We start from the raw sequence: 18741 nt of genomic DNA, 5'->3' as shown, positions 1-18741 counted from the left end.
AAAATTAAATTCAATAAGGAGAAATATATGGATAATAAAGCACAGGGAACTATCTGGAATAACCCCTCACAGTTTACTCTTCCGGCATCGGACTATGCACAACCGCCTGTTAACGTATCCTTTACGGGTCGAATTAAAATATCCGAAAAAGAACCCGACAGCGCCCGTCCCAGGGATCCGTCGGTAAGGACAAAATCCAGGGGCGCGGACTGGCCCAGACCTGTCTGGACACCGATGCCTGAAAAGGACAGCGGCATGGACGGCTTTTGCTGTATTTTATCCGATGGGTGGAAGTTTTGTGAAACACCGGGAGATAATTACTGGCTGAATGAAACAAATCCGGATGGGTGGGACGAGGTACAGGTTCCTGCTGAACTCATGGCATTGGGATACGATATAAAACGGGATTATGAATATGTATATAAAAGAAAGCTTAGTATTCCGGCAGAATGGAATAACAGGACTGTTATTTTGAAATTCGGCATGGTATATGAGTACGCGAAAGTATGGGTTAACGGACAATTTATACGGGATCATGAAGGATCCTTTACCTCTTTTGAATGTGATATAACAGCGGCGGTAACCCCGGGGGAGGATGCATGGCTGACAGTAATGTGTATGCACCGCCATGACGCGTTGATTGACTGGCCGTCCGCTCCGGGAATGGATCCTGTACCCGGTTATGCAGGCATCATTGATGATGTGGTTCTTTTGGCTTTGCCGGAAATTCATCTGAACAGATTAATATATGATACCCGTCTTGATGAAGCATATACGAATGCAGTTATTAAGATTATTGCAGAAAGAACGGGAGAATGCTGTGAAAGTGTCCTTTCCGTCAGCCTGCTTGACCGGGCCGGAAATAATGTATTTCCTGAGAATACTGTATTAAAAATGGAGGCTTCCGGAACAGAAAATATTCTGGAAATACCGGTGGCAAAGCCGCTGAAATGGGATGCTGAAAACCCCAATTTATACCGTTTAAAGGCTGAACTTTCCGGTAAGGACGGCAGCAGGCTGACTTATGCCATGGATGTCGGCTTTCGGAAGGCAGAGCGTATAGGGAATACTCTTTATGTAAATGGTGTAAAGACAAAACTGCGCGGGGCAGCATTGTATGGACATGATCCTCTTCTGGGAAAAGTATTCAGTAAAGAAAAGCTGGAAAATATCGTAAAGGCTGCAAAATGGGCAAATATTAACTATTTCCGATCATCCGCTTATCCGGAAAGAGCATATTTATATGAACTTTGCGATAAATATGGGATATTTGTCCAGGAATGCGCAGCAGGTAATTTCCAAAGAGGAACCTGGGACAGCCAGAACGATGCAAAAATCCGGCCTACCAGTAATATGCCGGCCTATACGGCAAGGTATATGAATCAGTTTACGGAAATGATCGAACGGGATCGCAATCATCCTTCCATAATTATATGGGAGTATGGTAATGAATCCGACTGGGGAATCAACTTTCAGGCAGAGCTGGATTACCTGGAAAAAGAAGAGCCTACCCGTCTGACTGCCGGAACATGGGATAATTCCCATACTACGCTGGCTTCCTATCACTATCCGGAATATGATGAGATCATTCCTAATGCGGCAATCTATGATGAATATGCGCATGTAGCCACTCATGACCTGAATACACTGCGCCGTGATCCGGGTATGAGAAATGCATGGGGAATGTCTGTTAAGAAAGGGTGGGATGCTTTATACAATGCAGAGGGCGTTATAGGTTCCGCCATTTTTGCAATGAGTGATTATTACATTCAGCGTCCTGACGGTGATGTATATGCGTCATCTTTTGGGCAATGGGGCTTGATTGATGCATGGGACAGAGAAAAGCCGGAATTATGGCTTACCAAAAAAGGCTATTCCCCGGTTAAGCTGCCGGACAAAAGAATAGCCAGACCTTTGCCTGGTATGCCTATGGCCATACGGGTCCAAAACAGATATAACAATACAAATCTGAAAGACATCCGGTTCCAGTGGAGTGCAGGCAGTGACAGCGGTGAATTGTTTGGATCAGATACGGCGCCGGGGCAGTGCGGGGCAATTGTATTACCTGTCAGAGATTGGAAGGATGGGGAGAAGCTATTCATATCCGTTTTTGAAGAAAATGGATTTAAAGTAGATTCCTATGAGCTTTTAGTGGGAAAAGAAATGTGCAGAAAAGCCTATTCCCAAAAAGCATCGGTTAAGCCGGTGATTTCAGAGGAGAGCGGTTATATTTCTGTTACCGGAAAAGAATTCAGCATAAAAATCTCCAAAGAAACCGGATTGATGACAGACGGCATGTATCATGGACAGAAATTGATTGAGAGCGGGCCATATCTGAATTTGTATGGAGCCTATTATAAGGCTTCCGTATTTCAAAATGATAATCGGGGAGTGTTTGGAATCAAGGCTTCCGGATGGAAGTGCAGCGGCGTCGGGTACCGAATGGAAGAGGAAAATGCCATAATTGAAATAACCGGAACCTATCCGGGAGGAAGCCATCTGGATCTGTGGCAGTTTGAATATGGTTATGATCCCATATCGGTACGGTTCCGGATCTGCATTAATGGAGAAGGATTGATAACAACTGCATATACAATTGAAAATCCACCTGAAGAATACATTTTGGAAACAGGGGTGTCTTATATCCTAAATGATGCGGTTGACCGCCTTACCTGGGATAAGGAATCCGTATTTTCAGGTTATCCCGAAGATCATATCGGACGTCCGGGGGGAATTGCAAACAGATACCGGGGATTTGGCAAGGATGTCTATCGGCAGAAGCCGGAGTGGCCCTGGAGCCTCGATGAAACGAATTATGTGTTATATGGCGGTCAGGATTCAGGAAATCATGGTACGAACGACTTCCTGGCAGCAAGAGAAAATATTTATTTTGCTTCAGCTGTTCTTGCAGGCAGGGAAGAAAGAGTCAGAGTGGAAGCGGACGGTAATTCCGTATCCGTACGTGTCTGCCCGGCACAGGATGAAGATGCCGATTTTATTCGGGGAATTAAGCTTACGATGAACACGGAGCTTTATTATGATTTGGGTAATGGGTCAAGCGCAATTGTTAAAAGCGGAGACGGATATCTTGGAAATTATACCTATCCTGAAATACATTTGGAAAAAGGATACACGGCCGCCGTTCAGATGAGATTAACGGATACGGATGAGTATGATTTTTAAAAGAGGAATGTTCAGAGTTAACTTACTATGAATGGAGATTATTATGAAGAGAAATGATACTGTTCTGAATAAGTGGAAATTTGCACTGGGTCCTGATGAGTCTTGTCTTTTAAATGCAAAAGAGGCAGGCGCCGTACATACCTGGAATGTGGAAGAGGGAAGTGAAGATACTTGGGGAACCGGATGGTATGAGCATATGATATATGCACCGGCTGAGTGGAAGGAAAAAAGAATCTGGGTAAGGTTCGGCGCCGTATATCATGATGCTGTGATTTACTGCAACGGTGTGGAAGCTGCCAGGCATATGAATTCGGGCTACACTCCTTTTACGGTGGAATTAACAGATTATATAAAGCAAGAAACGGAAAATTCCTTACGAGTCAGGGTGTTCAGCGGCTATTCGGAGCAGATGCTTCCTTATATGCGCAGCTTTGACTGGGCAAATGACGGAGGAATGATAAGGGAGGCGCATCTGTTTATCACAGGCAGGCATCATATTGATTCGGTTCAGGTGACAGCAAAGCCGGTTATTGAACATAAAGGGATACGGCAGATGCAGGGAAAAGGAGAACTGGAATTTTCTGCTGAGATTGATGGCTGCGATGATCAAAACCTGCAGGTGGAATGGCAGTTATTTGAGGGAGTTGATTATCAGACAAATTGTATGGCGTCGGGAAGCCTGGAAGCCGTAAACGGGCATGCCGAAGCGGAGAAGAAAGAATTATCCTTTATAAAATACTGGCATTTTGATCAGCCTGAGCTTTATACACTTATTGTGACCCTTAAATCAGGCGGCCTGACAGAGGATCAGGTAAGAATCATAGTTGGATTCCGTGAGTTTTTGGCAAAGGAAAGCAGCTTTTATTTGAACGGTGAAAAGGTAAGACTTGTAGGAACAGAGTGGATGCCGGGATCGGATCCCGCTTATGGCATGGCGGAGCCGTCAAAACAGCTTGAAAAAATGCTGGTATGTCTAAAAGAGAGCAATTGCGTATTTACAAGATTTCACTGGCAGCAGGATGATTATGTGCTGGAATGGTGCGACAGGCATGGAATGCTTGTGCAGGAGGAAATACCTTACTGGGGCGGTGTGCCGCAGGCTGCAGGTTTACAGCAGTGGCAGGTATTCCGCGAACAGATGGCAGAGATGGTAAAGGCTCATGGAAATCATCCGTCTGTTATTGCCTGGGGGGTTGGAAATGAACTGGATGGTCAAAATGAAGGTACCAGACAATATATAAAAAATGCAGTTTCCTTTACTCATGAGCTTGATATGAGAAGAACAGCAAATTATGTCAGCAACAGTTTTTATGCAGACACAGAAAAAGACGGAACGAACTATGGTGATATCAAGATGATAAATGAATATACAGGAACGTGGATGCCGGATCACGATGCCTCTGTTATGGTTCAAAAAATGACAGATGCCTTTCCTGAAAAACCGCTTGTAATTTCCGAATTCGGATTGTGCGAACCTGCTTTTCCGGGAGGGGATGAGAGAAGAACCAGCCTTTTCCTGGAAAAAATGGATGTATACCGCAGTTATCCGGAAGTGGCCGGAGTTATTAATTTCTGTCTGAATGATTACCGGACACAAATGGGAGAAGAAGGGGAAGGAAAACTGCGCAGGCGGATTCATGGTTCTACAGATATTTATGGAAATCCCAAGCCGTCATATTGGGTGGTACAAAGAGAGTGTGCTCCCTTTTGCATTTTCTGGGAGGAAAAGGGATGCCGCGTTATATGCAGAAATGATTTGCCTTCTTATTCAATTTACGGGTATTCATTTCATTTTGCGGACATAAAAGGCATGGAAACAACAGTTCACACCGTTGATTGTCTAAGGCCGGGGGAAGAGACTTTCCTTGAGGCGCCCGAAGCTGAGAGTGTAATGGTTTACCGGGGAAATGGTGATTTTGCAGGCAAATATAATAAGGAACAGAAAGGGTAAAATATATGAAAAGTCAGCTTTCGTTACAGAATATAAAACCGAAAAATATTTATCCGTTGGGCAATGAATTTAAAGGGAAGAATAGTCTGGGAGAGGAAATTTCATTTACAAACTTTTATATGCAGAAAAATGGAACCCCCTTTTTCGGAGTAAGCGGAGAATTTCATTTCAGCCGTATGTCGGATACAAGATGGGAAGATGAACTTATTAAAATGAAGATGGGCGGAATTAACGTAGTTGCAACCTACGTTTTCTGGATTCATCATGAGGAAGAAGAAGGCATTTTTGATTTTACCGGCTGCAGGAATCTTCGTAAATTTATACAATTATGCCAGAAACATAATCTTTATGTAATTTTGCGGGTGGGTCCGTTTGATCATGGAGAGGTAAGAAATGGGGGAATTCCTGACTGGATGTATGGCAAGCCCTTTGAGGTAAGAAAAGTAAGCGATGGTTTTCTGTATTATACCAGACGTCTTTATTCCCGTATTGCGGAAGAGGCATCAGGGCTGTTTTTTAAGGACAATGGACCGATTATCGGTGTTCAAATCGATAATGAATATATGCATTCTTCCGCACCCTGGGAAATTACAACAGGGATTTCGAATGAGTGGGTATTTGGCGGTGATGAGGGAGATACCTATATGCTCCGTATGAAAGAACTTGCGGCGGAGTGCGGGCTGATACCGGTATTTTATACCTGCACAGGCTGGGGAGGAGCTGCGGCGCCCGATTCCATGATGCCGCTGTGGGGAGGATATGCTTATCGGCCATGGATTTTTTATTCCCATAAGGGAGAACATCCTGCTACAGAAGAATATGTATACCAGGATTTCCATAATAATGAGGTCGTGTGCACGAATGATTTCAAGCCGCAATATAAGCCCGAGGAAAAGCCTTATGCCTGTTGTGAGATGGGCGGAGGTATGACCTGCTGTTATTATTACCGTTTCCAATACCCTTTTAAGAGTGTGGATGCCATGGCGAATATCAAGATTGCATCAGGATGTAATTTCCTTGGATATTATATGTTCCAGGGAGGCAGCAATCCGTTAGGCAGACATGGGACATTCATGAATGAAGGACAGGTGCCTAAGATTTCTTATGATTATCAGGCAGCTTTGGGAGAATTTGGTCAGGTAAGGGAATCCTACAGAAGGTTAAAGAGTATTCATTATTTTACGGGAGCATTTGCGGACAGGCTGTGTTCGCTGGGGACTTTTCTTCCCCAGGGGGCATCAGAAATTGAGCCGCAGGATATGGAGACTTTACGGTATGCCGTACGAACCGATGGAAAACGGGGATTCGTTTTCATAAATAATTTTCAGGATCATATGCAGATGCCGGATCGCAGGGACGAGCAGATCACGCTTCAATTGGATGATGAAGATATTACCATTCACTTTGGTATTGCAGGTGATGAAAATGCAATTCTGCCGTTCCATTTTGATATGGATGGTATTGATTTGATAACTGCAACGGCCCAGCCGGTTACGGTACTGCAGCCCAATGGGGAAAAGACATATGTTTTTATGGCGCCGGAAGGGATGCAGGCTGCTTTTCAGTTTGAGGGCGGCGTTGTCATAAATGACGAGATGAATTGCAATTATGAATGTAAGGATACGTCGAAGATTGATTGTTTCCATGTGACAAAAGAAGATATAACAGTTCATGTTTTGGTGGTTGGCCGTGAAATGGCAGATCAGATGTATATTATTAGTAATGACAGGCTTATTTTTACGCAGGAAGCGCTTTTGGAAGATGAAAATGGGCTGCAGCTGGAAACGGTCAGCGCCTCCAACCCGGTGTATACATATCCGGCGGAGGGGATATTTGAAAAGTCTGCGAAAGCTAAAAAAATCAAGGGACATGAATTTTCACCTGTTCTTGGATGTTATCTGGTTGAGACTGACCAGGTAGCAATAGCGCCGGAAGTAACACAGATTAATGAGGGAAGATATACGATTAAGCTGCCGGAGCATTTTATGCAAAGCTTGAAAGACGCCCGTCTGCAGCTGGTGTACAGCGGTGATATCGGTCATGCCTTTATTAATGGCAGAATGATTAATGATAATTTTTCCAATGGCGCGGTCTGGGAGATTGGCTTAAAGGATTTTGCGGAAGAATTGGCAAACAGTTGTATTACGGTTTATATTACGCCACTTAAAGAAGGGGTAAATGTTAATGTCGATTCTGCAATGGCAGCACGCAGAGAGGAAGTTGACACTTTTATCAGTAAACTTCATGAAGTGAAAGTAGTGCCTGTTTACCAAATAGAACTTGATTATAAGGCATGTATGTAAAATATAGTTGATATTCTTTAGTTCCCGTCCAATATGTCCCGGATTGGACGGGAACTAAAAAAATAGTTTGAATAATTATGATAAACTGTAGCCGAAAAAGTGGAGAAAGGCTGTTTACTGTTTTTTGGCGTTATTTTTACTCGGTATACAATTTGTTATGGGATAAACATGCTACACAATATATCAATCAATAAGGGCCAATATAGGCTCTATTTTATTGGATATAATTGAAAAAACGTGCAATATGCGCGTTATTAAGAAGGAAATAAAGCCATTGAGACATCAACCTATTGTAAGTACATGGAGAAAATAATTTGAGAATTTGTGGGTCAGTGAAATATAAATGAAATGCCTCTGCAAAGAACTCTCTGTCATTAGCTTCTGCATAAGAACATATCTTATAGGCTTCACTGCAGTAAATTTTTCTGTTATTCGGATGTGTACTATAAAGATGTAAATAGTTATTCAAAAATGGACCATTTCATGTTTACTACTTAGACCCTTAAAAATACTTGTATACAAATAAGTTAAAGATTCTGTCTTATTATTCTGGAAATAAGTCCGACTGCCACATTCCGTTCTTCATCGATTCTGGTAACAACAAAACTGACCTCATCCTTTTTCCCAGGCATTCGGTTGTCATAACAGCTGTGTGCAACAGCATTAACCCCGATATGAAGCCTGACAAAGACAGTCCCTTTATGGATATCCGTGACAGTGCCTGCGTATTTCCCCTGTATTTTACATTTGCTCAAATTGGCCTTACTTGTGTTGCCAACTGCGACGGCGATGACTCTGGCCTGTACAAACCTGGGCAAAGAACATTCGGGGAAAAAAGCGGCGGCTTTCCTGAACCGAAGCAGCCATGAACTGGAGATAACAGTTTCCCCGGAAGAGCTGGGTCTTTCCGGCAGGGTGATTGCGTGAAGAGATCTGTGGGCGCATAAAGATCTGGAAACCGAACTGCAGCAAGAATATCGTATGATAATTCCTCCCCATGGTATTGCAGTTTATAAAATCGAGGCAGAAAACTGTGGCGCAGAGCATAATCTCTGCGCAGAAACCGCTATAAATTTTGAAGGACTGCAGGATACGGCGTTTCTGACGGATGCCCAGGCAAAGCAGCTGCTTTGCGGGGGAGCCATACTTGTAGATGTAAGGGAATCTTTTGAATATGAAGAAGGTCATCTGGAAAATGCCATTAACATTCCCTATACAGGAATCCATGCAGAGGCAGCCGTTTATCTGAAGGATAAAAAAGTACCGGTTATTGTATACTGCCGGACCGGAAAATGGTGCGCCCAGGCAAAGCAGAGCCTGATTTATCTGGGCTATGAAAAAGTATATGACTGGAAAGTAGAGATATAATTGTTTGACAAAAGACATACTGTTAAATGACATAATCGGATATATAAAAACACCACCTGATATTTCACATTCAGGTGGTGTTTTTATGTGAAATCATGAACTTTGGCTGTAAAACCATTAAAAGAAGGATAAATACTTTTAATTAAAAATGATTATGCACAATAGAAGTTTGAAATAAAAGCATCCATCCTTTTTGAGATTGTAGAAATTGATAATTGCATATACTGCGGTTACAGACGGGACGGAGCTGGAGAATTAAGAACATAACCGGATAGACGTACAGTAGATAAATTACAGTTTTCGTTTTAAAGCAGATAAAAATGAGAAAGGGAGTGGAGTCTGACAGATGTCAGCTTTGTTGTAAAAAAAGATCCAGTCGGATTATGCACTGTTATAAAGGAGATTAATATAAAAAAGGTTTTTTAAGCAGAGTAAAGGATGGTGGTGAGTTCCTTTTTTAGCCAAAATCAAAAGGAGAGATTGCATGACAAAGGCCACCGAAACGCCGGACGCGCCCCGAAGGCCGGACGGATATCAGCCTTTGCCTGGATAATGACAAGGCGGGGCATTCAGGTATGACAAAAATCCATGAGGCAGTCCAGGCAGTCCCGAAGCTTTGCCTGCGGGTGAAACTGATTAGTTACAGTCCGCCGCCTGTGTTCTGCGGCAAGGATGATAACGATCTGGCAAAATGGAAACACGCTGCCCCGCGCCGGGAAAAGGAATGTGCTAGGCTGAAGAATGTCCGGACGGTTGACTGGCAAGGTGAAAAATGGGTGATATATGGAAATGATTGGCGGTTGGGTAACAAACATTTTAACTGGAATGAATATCTCAATCCTGTAAAAAAGGTGAACTATTTTCAGTTTGGAGAATAAACTCATATTAGATACTTGATATGCATCAGGTTTCTAATATTCATAAAGGAATGGGGGATACAGATATGTATATATACAACTGCAATGGTGATAATCATCCTAAAAACTGTTTTAACTGCTGCAACTGTGGGTGCTGTCAAGGACCACAGGGTGTACCTGGGCCACAAGGTGTACCTGGACCACAGGGTGTACCTGGGCCACAAGGTGTACCCGGACCACAGGGTGTACCTGGGCCACAAGGCGAACCCGGACCACAGGGCGAACCTGGACCACAGGGGGAACCCGGTCCGCAAGGCGAACCTGGACTACAGGGGGAACCCGGACCACAGGGCGAACCCGGATCACAGGGGGAACCCGGACCACAGGGGGAACCCGGACCACAAGGCGAACCTGGGTCACAAGGTGTACCCGGACCACAAGGCGAACCCGGACCACAAGGCGAACCCGGACCACAGGGGGAACCCGGACCACAAGGCGAACCTGGGTCACAAGGTGTACCCGGTCCGCAAGGCGAACCCGGACCACAGGGCGAACCTGGGCCGCAAGGCGAACCTGGGTCACAAGGTGTACCCGGACCACAGGGCGAACCCGGACCACAGGGGGAACCCGGGCCGCAAGGAGAACAGGGACCGGAGGGTTCCTTTAATCCAGGTGATGTTTTGTTTTTTATAAACGGTAACGGCGGCCCAATACCTATTAGGTTTGGAGAGGATTTAAATTTTATATCCCCCAATTTAAATATTAATTTGTTTGACAATCCAGCGACGGTCGAAATTGATGGTAAAACAATGGGAAATGCATTTGGTGGTCTTTATTCCAACGCAGCTCAAACATTTGTTTTCACCGCCAGCGGCCAGACTGAACAGGTGCAGCTCAATAATTTTATGCCTTCTTTTGATGTTGGGACAAATCCGAATGAACTGCAAATTTTTATTTCAGGTGAATACGAAATCAATTATATGCTTCGTATAGCTCCGGTTGAGACACCAAATCAGACAATTTCTGCGGGAGTACGACAAAACGGCAACTTCATCGACTCCACATTACAGTACAGCACATTATCCACAACAGATAACACGATCTTACAAGGCAGTGTCATTGAGTTCCTGAGCGGCACAGTTGATTTATCGTTTCTTTCCACTGGCACCGCATCGTTGAACTTGGCCTCGCTTACGAACGCTACGCTCACGGTAGAACGTGTTTCACCATTTTGATAAAAAAACAGGCTGTGTAATAATTTGCTCCAATCGTATTAGTATCAAATTTGAATACCAAATCCAATGGTAATAGCAACAGGTTTTAAACCGTTTTATTTTTCTTTCCTTATATCGCAAGGGGAAACGCGCACCACTGGTGTGAGAAATTAATTTTATGCAGAAGTTGCAGGAACCGCTCCGTGCAAATACGGAGCGGTTTCATACAATGAGGCTTCTCTTTTCACTTGTTTTCGAATTTTAATGTTCTATCTCATAGGGTTGCATCACCATCGGAAAGCGTCGGTTAAACCTATGCTGTCTGCTTCATGGGGGTGTGCGCCATTCCTTTTGTGACTGCGTTTCTTTTAAGCCCGTATGGTTTAATACGGCTGGTGGCAGTCATAACGGACGGCTTGGAATCGCTAAACGAAATCCTGAAAGATCTTTAAACAAATATATAGATTGACGCGGCGGCCTTTGTTCTGCCGCATTTTTTTGTTTGCATAAAAGGAGGAACCGATATGGTGATTGCAAAGCAGCTCTCCAGAAAGACCGGGACGTGATTATGTACCGGATTTTGCAATCGTTTAAACCCGGTGAAACCACGCCGGAGGTGACGAATCAGATCGGCTATGAGCTGGCAATAGATACACGAAAAACAACAGCAATTTACGGTCTATACCCATGAAGATAAAGCCCATATCCATAATCAGCTGTTAAGACCCGGCGGGGACTGAAACCTATGCCTATCCTGATTTCAATATATATTTTGAATATTATTATATATTTTCCGTCTGCCATGGACTTGGTTATAGTATGTCTGAGTGCAAAAAAGAGGAATCAGTAAGTTTTACATGGAGTGACATAATTACATTTATCGGAGCGGACAAAACACCGCATTTTGTGACATGGATTTTTAGGTTCCGGTACGTTATGATAAACTATAAAAAGACCAGATTATGAATCGGATATAAAACCTGTGACGGTTGCTATATTTTGACTCCGATTCGCCCGTTTCACGGGACATCTGTACAAATTGCGTGGGAGGATACAATTAATAATGAAAAAGGAATTAGCATTCCAAATACCCTTCAGCGGCTACGCGGGCACAACGTTTATCAACTGCTTTGCTTCCATGTATCTGTTTTTGGAGAACATTAAGGTGACAGGCGAAGCCGGATACCGCTGTGATTACCGTGAAAAAGGGTATTGCAGCCAATGCGACAGCTGCAGAAAAACGCCTGTTGCAATGCAGGAAAGATATTTTTTTGTTTTCGATACCATGTGCGGCTGCAGCTCCCTTAGGTGGCGGTTTGACGGTACACCCACACAAATGCAGCTGCTTATCAGCGATCCCGATTATGACGACGGTGGCACCGACAACAACGTGGAGTTTCTGTTTGGCTTTGCCGGATACGAGTACCAGCAGTTAACCGACCCCTCAGTGTTCCGGGAGAAAATCAAAGCGGCCATTGACACAGGGAAGCCGATCCTTATCAGGGTTAAATCGGGGGGAGCGCGGTTCCGTGTCATTACGGGTTACGACGCAGATACGCTGATTTGTCCTGATTTTGGCAGTGCGCAAACGGTGCCCTGCTATGAAGAGCTTGATGTCCTTTACATCATCGGAAAGAAGACGGCGCCCCGGTATACGTTTTTAGATGGCTTGAAGCGCATCCGACGTGTGATGGAATATAATCAGGAGGAAAAACTTTGGGATGGATACATGGAGAAAATTGGGCTGTATGGCCCTGAGGGACTGGGTGAAGCATCCCTGGAGGAAAAAAAGGTCCGTATGAAGCGAGTGGCGGATACCATGTGGTTTACTTTTAACTCCCATAATTTTGCCGAGGTGTTCCGGCAGCGCAATGTACAAGAACTGAAATCTCCCGTCTTTGATGAAATCTGCCGAAAAATCGGCGCTCCTTTATACGGTTACACCCACGACCTTGCCTGGTCAGTCATCGGCCTGGAGGAATGTGCCGATTGGGGCAAACACTATGCGGGCTATTGGGGGGAGATGGTTCAGCTGACGCTCCGCCAAATCAGGGATAATGATAGTGCGGTTCTGGAGGAAGTGAAGCGTATGATTGAGATATTGGAAGAACAAAGGTGAATGGGAAAAATGAAGATCTTGTGTTGGAGGGTATGAAGGAATGGAAATTATGGGAAAGAGCCGAAGCGGACGCTTTCCTTGAAAAGAACGGACTCCTGCAGACCATACCCTCGATATCGAAGTGTACCCTCATGAAACCCTGCGGGTTGGATGTGAAAACGGACCGGACTGGGGACTCAGTGAAAGAAAAAGAATAGCCGCAGTTGGAGGATTAAAGTAATGTATCATCTTATTAAATTCGAAATGATTAGGCTTCCAAAGGTTTATATTGTCGGTAAGGAAATCCGTTACAGTGATGAGGCATTGAATAAGGAAGACAACCGGCTTCCCGGATTTTGGGAAGAGTGCTGTATGACAAACATTTTCCTCCCTCTTGAAGCCCAAACGGAATATGTTTTTGACAGCTCATATGCAGGTATTTTTCTTGATTGGGATTTGGGAGACGGTAACTTTTCCTATGTTGTCGGAATGATGATGAAGAAAGGTGTTACCGTTCCGGATGGATATATTATCCGGGAACTGGCCGAAACGGACGTCGCCGTCGGCTGGAGGGGGATGGCTTACACATGAAATCCGAAAACCAAGATATATGGATCCAATCAATGATAGATCAGCTTAACGAAGAAGATCGCCTATTCTGCCGGCCGGTTATAAACCGCTTGCTGGAATTAGGCTATACGCCTAAAAAGCATAAAAAAAGTACTTTTACAGTTTCATTTGAAAAAAACGGCAGGATCATTAGTAAAATGGAAGTTGGCCGGAACCAGCGCCTGATATTCTGGCTTCGGTTTTCGGCCAATGAAAAGTATTCCCCTCGTTTTGAAGAAGCGGTGAAGCGGCGGCCGGAGGCATGGATCAAGCGGGGACAGCAGTATGAAAACCATAATGTGGCCAACTGCTGCGGGCTTTGTAAAGGGAAACCGCAATTATATCATCATATCGATTCCGAAGGCGTCCGGGTGGAGCGATGCGGTGGATACACCATTATGGTGCCGGGGGTTTCCGTGCAGGACGTTCCAGAAACCCTGCGGCTAATCGAAAATCAGGACAGGTATTTTGAAAACTTGAAAATCTTTATACCGCTTACATTCACAAAGGAGAGCAGCGATGATTGAACAGCAAATAAAGGAACCGGAATTTGACTTTATCAGTGAAACGGATAAGGACTTTATCATTGCCTTTACCACCGGCCTGGAGGCTCTTGGCTACACCTACGGCGGTACCATTGGCAGAGGCTTCTGTTGGGGAAGCCATATGCTGATCTTTCGGAAAGCCAACGCGAAGTCAAAGAATGTTGTGGCAAGAATCTATATCCGGGAGAAATCCCTTGTCCTTCGGTTGTTTTTCAATAACGTTACCAAGCATAACGCATTCATCAGCGCCGCTCCGGAGTATATCAAAAATGTGTTTACCGGAGATTACGGTACCTGTAAGCATTGTAAGGGAAATCATTGCAAATTTCGGAAGGATTATGAGATCGACGGCGTACCATATGAAAAATGCAACGGAATGACCTTTGAGTTCCACGATCCATCAGTGGAGCGGCTGCCGGATTACATTGCCCTGTTCCGGGAGTTTTACAAGACAAGCAGCAAATCAGAAGCATTGTGAATGTAAAAGGTAAATGAAATAGAGGTACAAAATCCTTCCTGCACAGGACAATATGAAAGGCCGGGTGCGGCATACTGGAGAGAGGCGGCTGCTTTGGTCAGGAATAACGGCGTAATACCGAAAATTTTGAAAGGTGATGCGATCGGTATAAAAGATTGTCAGCAGCCCGCCTTAATCCCTGGAAATGTGGTGGTGCGTCCCTGTCGAAAAGCCCTTTGGGATGGTGGTGCTTCTTGCGGACGCCTTGAGTGGTTTGGGACGAACAACTTAGATGGATAATACCATTGGAGTATCACTAAATTGGCAGGATATTGATATGTAATGGCAGAAAGAAGATATTTTATTTTATATAATTACAATATAATGACAATCAAGAGATAGTTAGCCACGTTGATTAGCCTTCTGTTATCCCGCGATTGCTAAACATTGCTTGTAAATATTTTATCATAAAGGAGCCTGACAGCATCTATTTGTCAGGCTCTGCCTCTTTTCATGCCACATTTATAATGTGCGCTCAGCCCTTCACGGCACCGATCATCACCCCTTTTTCAAAATATTTCTGAATAAACGGATAGATACATAAAACCGGTACCGTGGATACAATAATCACGGCAAACTTAATCTGATCCGCATACTGCTGGGCATAGCTTCCCTCACCGGCTCCCGTGGTGCCGGCCATAGCCTGGTTGCTGATAAGAATATTCCGCAGAACCGTCTGCAGCGGCTGATATTCATCCCTGTTCAGATAAAGCAGGGCGTTGAAGAAATCATTCCAGTGCCCTACCGCATAGTACAAAGTTATTACGGAGACTACCGCTTTGGACAGGGGAAGGACGATGGAGACAAAATACCGGAAGTGGGAGCAACCATCCAGTTCCGCCGCTTCCTGCAGTTCTGCAGGGATTGAATTTTCAAAAAAGGTTCTTGTAATAATTACGTTATATACGCTCACGGCTCCCATTATAATCATGATGAGAGGAGAGTTTGTAAGATGAAGTGTTTTAACCAGCATATAGGTGGGCACCATACCTCCTCCGAAGTACATGGTTATGACAAAGAGAGGCATTACAAAACGGCGCGCCCGAAACCTGCTCTGTGCCAGCACATACGCTGCCGGCAGTGTTACCGCCAGATTCAGCAAAGTTCCGCATACCGTATACACAATGGTATTCTTGTATCCCACCCATAAATCCGTTCTATCCAGGATTTTCCGATATCCATAAAAATTTATGTCTTTCGGCAGCAGTGTTACCAGCCCCTGATTAACCATATTGGAGTTGCTGAAGGATGCGATGATAATAAAATACAGGGGGTACAATACGGCTATCAATGCCGCAGCGGCAATCGCCGTTGCGCAAAAATAAAAAATACGGTCCGACAGGCTCTGCTGCATTTTCTTTTCAATTGCTCTCATGTTCTCTTCCTCCTACATCAGACTGATGTCCGCCGCCTTCTTTGACACCATATTGGCAATCATCAGAAAGGCAAAATTAATAACCGTATTAAAAAGTCCCACCGCGGAACCAAAGCTGAACTGTCCCGACTGCACGCCCACATTAAATACGTAGGTTGAGATAACTTCGGACACCGGCAGGTTCAGGTCGTTCTGCATTAAGAACACCTTTTCAAAGCCCACGCTCAGGACACGTCCCATATTCATAATCAGCAAAATCACAATGGTGGGAACAAGCGCCGGCAGCTCCACATGGATTACCTGCTGCCAGCGGTTGGCGCCGTCCACCTTCGCCGCATCATACAGCTGGCCGTCCACTGAGGACAGCGCCGCTATAAAGATAATACTGTTCCAGCCCGCCGACTGCCAGATTCCTGACAGGACATAGACCGGTACAAAGGCGCCGGGTGTTCCCAGCAGGTTCATGGACTGCGGTATGAAATGCATGTTTTTAAGAAGGCTGCTGATCACTCCGGTGGACGGCGAAAGCAGAATCTGCAGAAGAGCCACCATAACGACAGTTGATATAAAATAAGGCATATACACTGCGGTCTGCACTATTCGTCTCCATTTTTTCTGCCGCAGCGAATTGATTACAAGCGCCAGAAGAATCGGCGCAGGGAATCCGCAAATCAAGGTAAAAAAGGAAATAACAAAGGTGTTGCGGAGTGTGCTCCAAAACATGGGGCTTTCAAAATACTGTATAAAATATTTGAAGCCTACCCAGTCTCCGCCGGTCAGTCCTTTTGAAAAATCATATTTCCGGAATGCAAGCTGGATCCCATACATAGGTCCATAGCAAAATAGAATAATATAGGCGAGCGCCGGCAGAATCATTACCCAAAGCTGCCAGTCTTTTTTTAGAACGGACATAATTTTTCGTCCCATAGCATACCTCCGCTGATGCAATTTTTATAATTCTTTATGTGATAAGAGCCGGGAAAACTGTTTCCAAAGGTTTTCCCGGCTCCCGCATTCTCCGGATTACTCCATTGATGCCAAATATCTTTCATATGCTGCCTGTCTGATCGCAAGGTTCTGGGTCAGGCCAATATCGTAAACGGACTGCACGTAGGCTTCCCATTCTTCATCAATATTTCTTGAAGGTTCCGTAAGCCATGCGGAATAGGTCTGATCCACAATATTATTAATGTTTGCCTGCGTCATTGCCAGATCGGAGTTTTCATCCGTTGTATAGGTTATGAATTTGGCCGGATATGTCTCACACTTTTCTTCCATCATGTCCAGCGTGGTTTCCAAAGGTAATCTTTCTTCAATCACCCTCTGCATATCCTCACCCATAGTCAGTCTGTCCTTCATATCATCCGGAATATAATAAGGGCTGTAATCCGCAAAGGAATTGGTCCACTTCCAGGTGCCTGCATCAACGCCGGGATCCGCGGGAGGCAGCACGGTGTAGGTTCCGTCCCCATTATCCTGAACACATTTGTCAACCTCATTCATACCGCCGAACAACACCTGAAGCCCCATGTTTTCCGCATAAAAGGCATCCATAAATTTCACTGCGGCCTCTTTGTTTTTACAGTTTGCACTCATAGCTACCGTTGCTGCATTCACGGAGTTATTATCGGAATAATACCCCCAGAAAACCTCGCCCTCATCGGAATCCGCATGAGGCTTCAGCGCGGGCAGCGGCGTATACTGATCCGACACTTCCGTTCCGAATCGATCCCCGCTTTCCCAGCCCAGGGTAACGCCTACCTTGGCCGTCGTTCCTTCCCCGCGTGCCAGAGACTGGAATTTGGAATAATCCTGCGTAATCACTTCCTCATTAATCAGCCCTTCACTATACAGCTTCTGAAGCCAGGTCATAAAATCTTTATATCTCTCATCCACACGGTAATTCTTAACTTTACCGTCCTCAATGAAATAACCGTCACTTTCATTCATCATCGGAACGCCGAAGCATCCAAGCATAAAAGTAGGAAAGCCGTTAAAGTCAAAGGGTATTTCATCCGATGTATCCCCATTTCCATTGGGATCCCCTTCCTTAAATGCGATGAGAACTTCCTCCAGTTCGTCCATGGTCTGCGGCGCCTGTAATCCCAGGTTATCCAGCCAGGTCTGGTTTATGTAAAGCACCCTGTTTGTTCTGGGCCAGAGACTTCTGTAATTGGGAATTCCGTAAATTGCCTCATTTTCATCGGTACACAGTACCCTCAGTTCCGGATGTTCCTCAAACATCCTGGCAACATTGGGCATAGCTCCCGAATCTATATAGGGTGCCAGATTTTCAAAAAGCCCGTTGTAGGTTGCAAAGTCAGTCGTAACCGTTGCCTTAAATAAAATATCCGGTATATCCCCTCCGGCAAACATAACGCTCTTTTTCTGATCCCAGTCCGCGGTGATCTGCTGCCATTCCACCTCAACTCCATTTTCTTCTTCCAAGAGCTTCAGCCATTCCATCTCGTTCACATCTTTTGTCAGGCTGTGTTTTGAAATCAGGGCGGTAAGCTTTACCGTTTCTTTGGCAGAACTGTCTCTGTCCTGTGCAGCAGAACCCGAAGCTGCAGAAGTCTGCTCCCCTCCTGCGGAGGTATTTTGGCAGCCGGCCAGGCAGCTTATTCCCATACAGGCGGCCAGAATCAATGCTAACCATTTCTTTCTTCTCACTTTTCTTCTCCCTTTCCTGATACATAGTCTTAAATTACTTTCATACGG

The 18741-nt window shown here is 44.8% G+C and carries 17 protein-coding genes; 13 read left to right on the top strand and 4 right to left on the bottom strand.

What is annotated here, in order from left to right; all coding sequences use genetic code 11:
- The first annotated feature begins 27 nt into the window (after nucleotides 1-27).
- From DXA36_RS14955 to DXA36_RS14945, 3 genes are read left to right on the top strand one after another with little or no spacing between them, the layout of a single operon-like run.
- The gene (locus tag DXA36_RS14955) at nucleotides 28-3183 is read left to right on the top strand and encodes a glycoside hydrolase family 2 TIM barrel-domain containing protein (RefSeq protein ID WP_118680322.1); all 3156 of its coding nucleotides are present in this window, start codon (nucleotides 28-30) and stop codon (nucleotides 3181-3183) included.
- A 43-nt stretch (nucleotides 3184-3226) separates the two neighbouring features.
- Nucleotides 3227-5134, top strand: a complete 1908-nt coding sequence (locus DXA36_RS14950) for a glycoside hydrolase family 2 protein (RefSeq protein WP_182479086.1) — start codon at nucleotides 3227-3229, stop codon at nucleotides 5132-5134.
- Nucleotides 5135-5139: 5 nt separating this feature from the next.
- Nucleotides 5140-7437, top strand: a complete 2298-nt coding sequence (locus DXA36_RS14945) for a beta-galactosidase (RefSeq protein ID WP_118680320.1) — start codon at nucleotides 5140-5142, stop codon at nucleotides 7435-7437.
- Nucleotides 7438-7964: 527 nt separating this feature from the next.
- Here DXA36_RS14945 and DXA36_RS14940 read toward each other — a convergent pair.
- Complete coding sequence (locus DXA36_RS14940) at nucleotides 7965-8192, bottom strand: hypothetical protein (protein ID WP_243114667.1); 228 nt, start codon at nucleotides 8190-8192, stop codon at nucleotides 7965-7967.
- 16 nt (nucleotides 8193-8208) lie between these two features.
- Here DXA36_RS14940 and DXA36_RS32940 point away from each other — a divergent pair, with 16 nt between their 5' ends.
- The 10 genes from DXA36_RS32940 to DXA36_RS14900 all read left to right on the top strand — a co-directional run bounded on the left by DXA36_RS32940 (nucleotide 8209) and on the right by DXA36_RS14900 (nucleotide 14606).
- Nucleotides 8209-8364 carry a hypothetical protein gene (locus DXA36_RS32940; protein WP_182479089.1) on the top strand — a complete coding sequence of 52 codons (156 nt, stop codon included), beginning with the start codon at nucleotides 8209-8211 and terminating at the stop codon, nucleotides 8362-8364.
- A gap of 54 nt (nucleotides 8365-8418) precedes the next feature.
- Complete coding sequence (locus DXA36_RS14935) at nucleotides 8419-8805, top strand: rhodanese-like domain-containing protein (RefSeq protein WP_118680319.1); 387 nt, start codon at nucleotides 8419-8421, stop codon at nucleotides 8803-8805.
- A 575-nt stretch (nucleotides 8806-9380) separates the two neighbouring features.
- Nucleotides 9381-9683 (top strand): hypothetical protein, encoded by a 303-nt coding sequence (locus tag DXA36_RS14930; protein ID WP_118680318.1) that lies wholly within the window; start codon nucleotides 9381-9383, stop codon nucleotides 9681-9683.
- Between the two features lie 15 nt (nucleotides 9684-9698).
- A complete protein-coding gene (locus tag DXA36_RS33590; RefSeq protein ID WP_243114666.1) occupies nucleotides 9699-10355 on the top strand; it encodes a hypothetical protein in 657 nt (218 codons plus the stop codon).
- Nucleotides 10343-10897, top strand: coding sequence for a collagen-like protein (locus DXA36_RS33585; protein ID WP_243114665.1), 555 nt, complete (start codon nucleotides 10343-10345; stop codon nucleotides 10895-10897). The genes DXA36_RS33590 and DXA36_RS33585 overlap by 13 nt, the downstream gene beginning before the upstream one ends.
- A 1042-nt stretch (nucleotides 10898-11939) precedes the next feature.
- On the top strand, nucleotides 11940-12995 hold the full coding sequence (locus DXA36_RS14920; protein ID WP_118680317.1) for a hypothetical protein: 1056 nt from the start codon (nucleotides 11940-11942) through the stop codon (nucleotides 12993-12995).
- A complete protein-coding gene (locus tag DXA36_RS14915) occupies nucleotides 12992-13192 on the top strand; it encodes a hypothetical protein (RefSeq protein WP_118680316.1) in 201 nt (66 codons plus the stop codon). The genes DXA36_RS14920 and DXA36_RS14915 overlap by 4 nt, the downstream gene beginning before the upstream one ends.
- A gap of 22 nt (nucleotides 13193-13214) precedes the next feature.
- A complete protein-coding gene (locus tag DXA36_RS14910; protein WP_118680315.1) occupies nucleotides 13215-13565 on the top strand; it encodes a GyrI-like domain-containing protein in 351 nt (116 codons plus the stop codon).
- A gap of 176 nt (nucleotides 13566-13741) precedes the next feature.
- Entirely contained in the window at nucleotides 13742-14110 is a 369-nt protein-coding gene (locus DXA36_RS14905) for a hypothetical protein (RefSeq protein ID WP_147366603.1), read from the top strand.
- On the top strand, nucleotides 14103-14606 hold the full coding sequence (locus DXA36_RS14900; RefSeq protein WP_118680313.1) for a hypothetical protein: 504 nt from the start codon (nucleotides 14103-14105) through the stop codon (nucleotides 14604-14606). Before DXA36_RS14905 ends, DXA36_RS14900 begins: the two co-directional genes overlap by 8 nt.
- 514 nt (nucleotides 14607-15120) lie before the next feature.
- On the opposite strand, the gene DXA36_RS14895 is transcribed toward DXA36_RS14900, so the two are convergent.
- The 3 genes from DXA36_RS14895 to DXA36_RS14885 all read right to left on the bottom strand — a co-directional run bounded on the left by DXA36_RS14895 (nucleotide 15121) and on the right by DXA36_RS14885 (nucleotide 18693).
- Nucleotides 15121-16020 (bottom strand): carbohydrate ABC transporter permease, encoded by a 900-nt coding sequence (locus tag DXA36_RS14895; protein ID WP_118680312.1) that lies wholly within the window; start codon nucleotides 16018-16020, stop codon nucleotides 15121-15123.
- Between the two features lie 12 nt (nucleotides 16021-16032).
- Nucleotides 16033-16947, bottom strand: a complete 915-nt coding sequence (locus tag DXA36_RS14890; RefSeq protein ID WP_118680311.1) for an ABC transporter permease — start codon at nucleotides 16945-16947, stop codon at nucleotides 16033-16035.
- A 96-nt stretch (nucleotides 16948-17043) separates the two neighbouring features.
- Nucleotides 17044-18693 (bottom strand): extracellular solute-binding protein, encoded by a 1650-nt coding sequence (locus DXA36_RS14885; protein ID WP_118680310.1) that lies wholly within the window; start codon nucleotides 18691-18693, stop codon nucleotides 17044-17046.
- Between the last annotated feature and the right edge of the window lie 48 nt (nucleotides 18694-18741).

The sequence above is a fragment of the Eisenbergiella sp. OF01-20 genome (assembly GCF_003478085.1).
GTDB lineage: Bacteria > Bacillota > Clostridia > Lachnospirales > Lachnospiraceae > Eisenbergiella.
This window is presented reverse-complemented; position numbering and strand designations above follow the sequence as displayed.

Coding starts and splice junctions, on each gene's coding strand:
- DXA36_RS14935 (WP_118680319.1), top strand. CDS start 8,419: ATGATAATTCCTCCCCATGGTATTGCAGTTTATAAAATCGAGGCAGAA.
- DXA36_RS14890 (WP_118680311.1), bottom strand. CDS start 16,947: ATGGGACGAAAAATTATGTCCGTTCTAAAAAAAGACTGGCAGCTTTGG.
- DXA36_RS14955 (WP_118680322.1), top strand. CDS start 28: ATGGATAATAAAGCACAGGGAACTATCTGGAATAACCCCTCACAGTTT.
- DXA36_RS14950 (WP_182479086.1), top strand. CDS start 3,227: ATGAAGAGAAATGATACTGTTCTGAATAAGTGGAAATTTGCACTGGGT.
- DXA36_RS14930 (WP_118680318.1), top strand. CDS start 9,381: ATGACAAAAATCCATGAGGCAGTCCAGGCAGTCCCGAAGCTTTGCCTG.
- DXA36_RS14895 (WP_118680312.1), bottom strand. CDS start 16,020: ATGAGAGCAATTGAAAAGAAAATGCAGCAGAGCCTGTCGGACCGTATT.
- DXA36_RS14900 (WP_118680313.1), top strand. CDS start 14,103: ATGATTGAACAGCAAATAAAGGAACCGGAATTTGACTTTATCAGTGAA.
- DXA36_RS14905 (WP_147366603.1), top strand. CDS start 13,742: ATGGAAGTTGGCCGGAACCAGCGCCTGATATTCTGGCTTCGGTTTTCG.
- DXA36_RS14910 (WP_118680315.1), top strand. CDS start 13,215: ATGTATCATCTTATTAAATTCGAAATGATTAGGCTTCCAAAGGTTTAT.
- DXA36_RS14945 (WP_118680320.1), top strand. CDS start 5,140: ATGAAAAGTCAGCTTTCGTTACAGAATATAAAACCGAAAAATATTTAT.
- DXA36_RS14920 (WP_118680317.1), top strand. CDS start 11,940: ATGAAAAAGGAATTAGCATTCCAAATACCCTTCAGCGGCTACGCGGGC.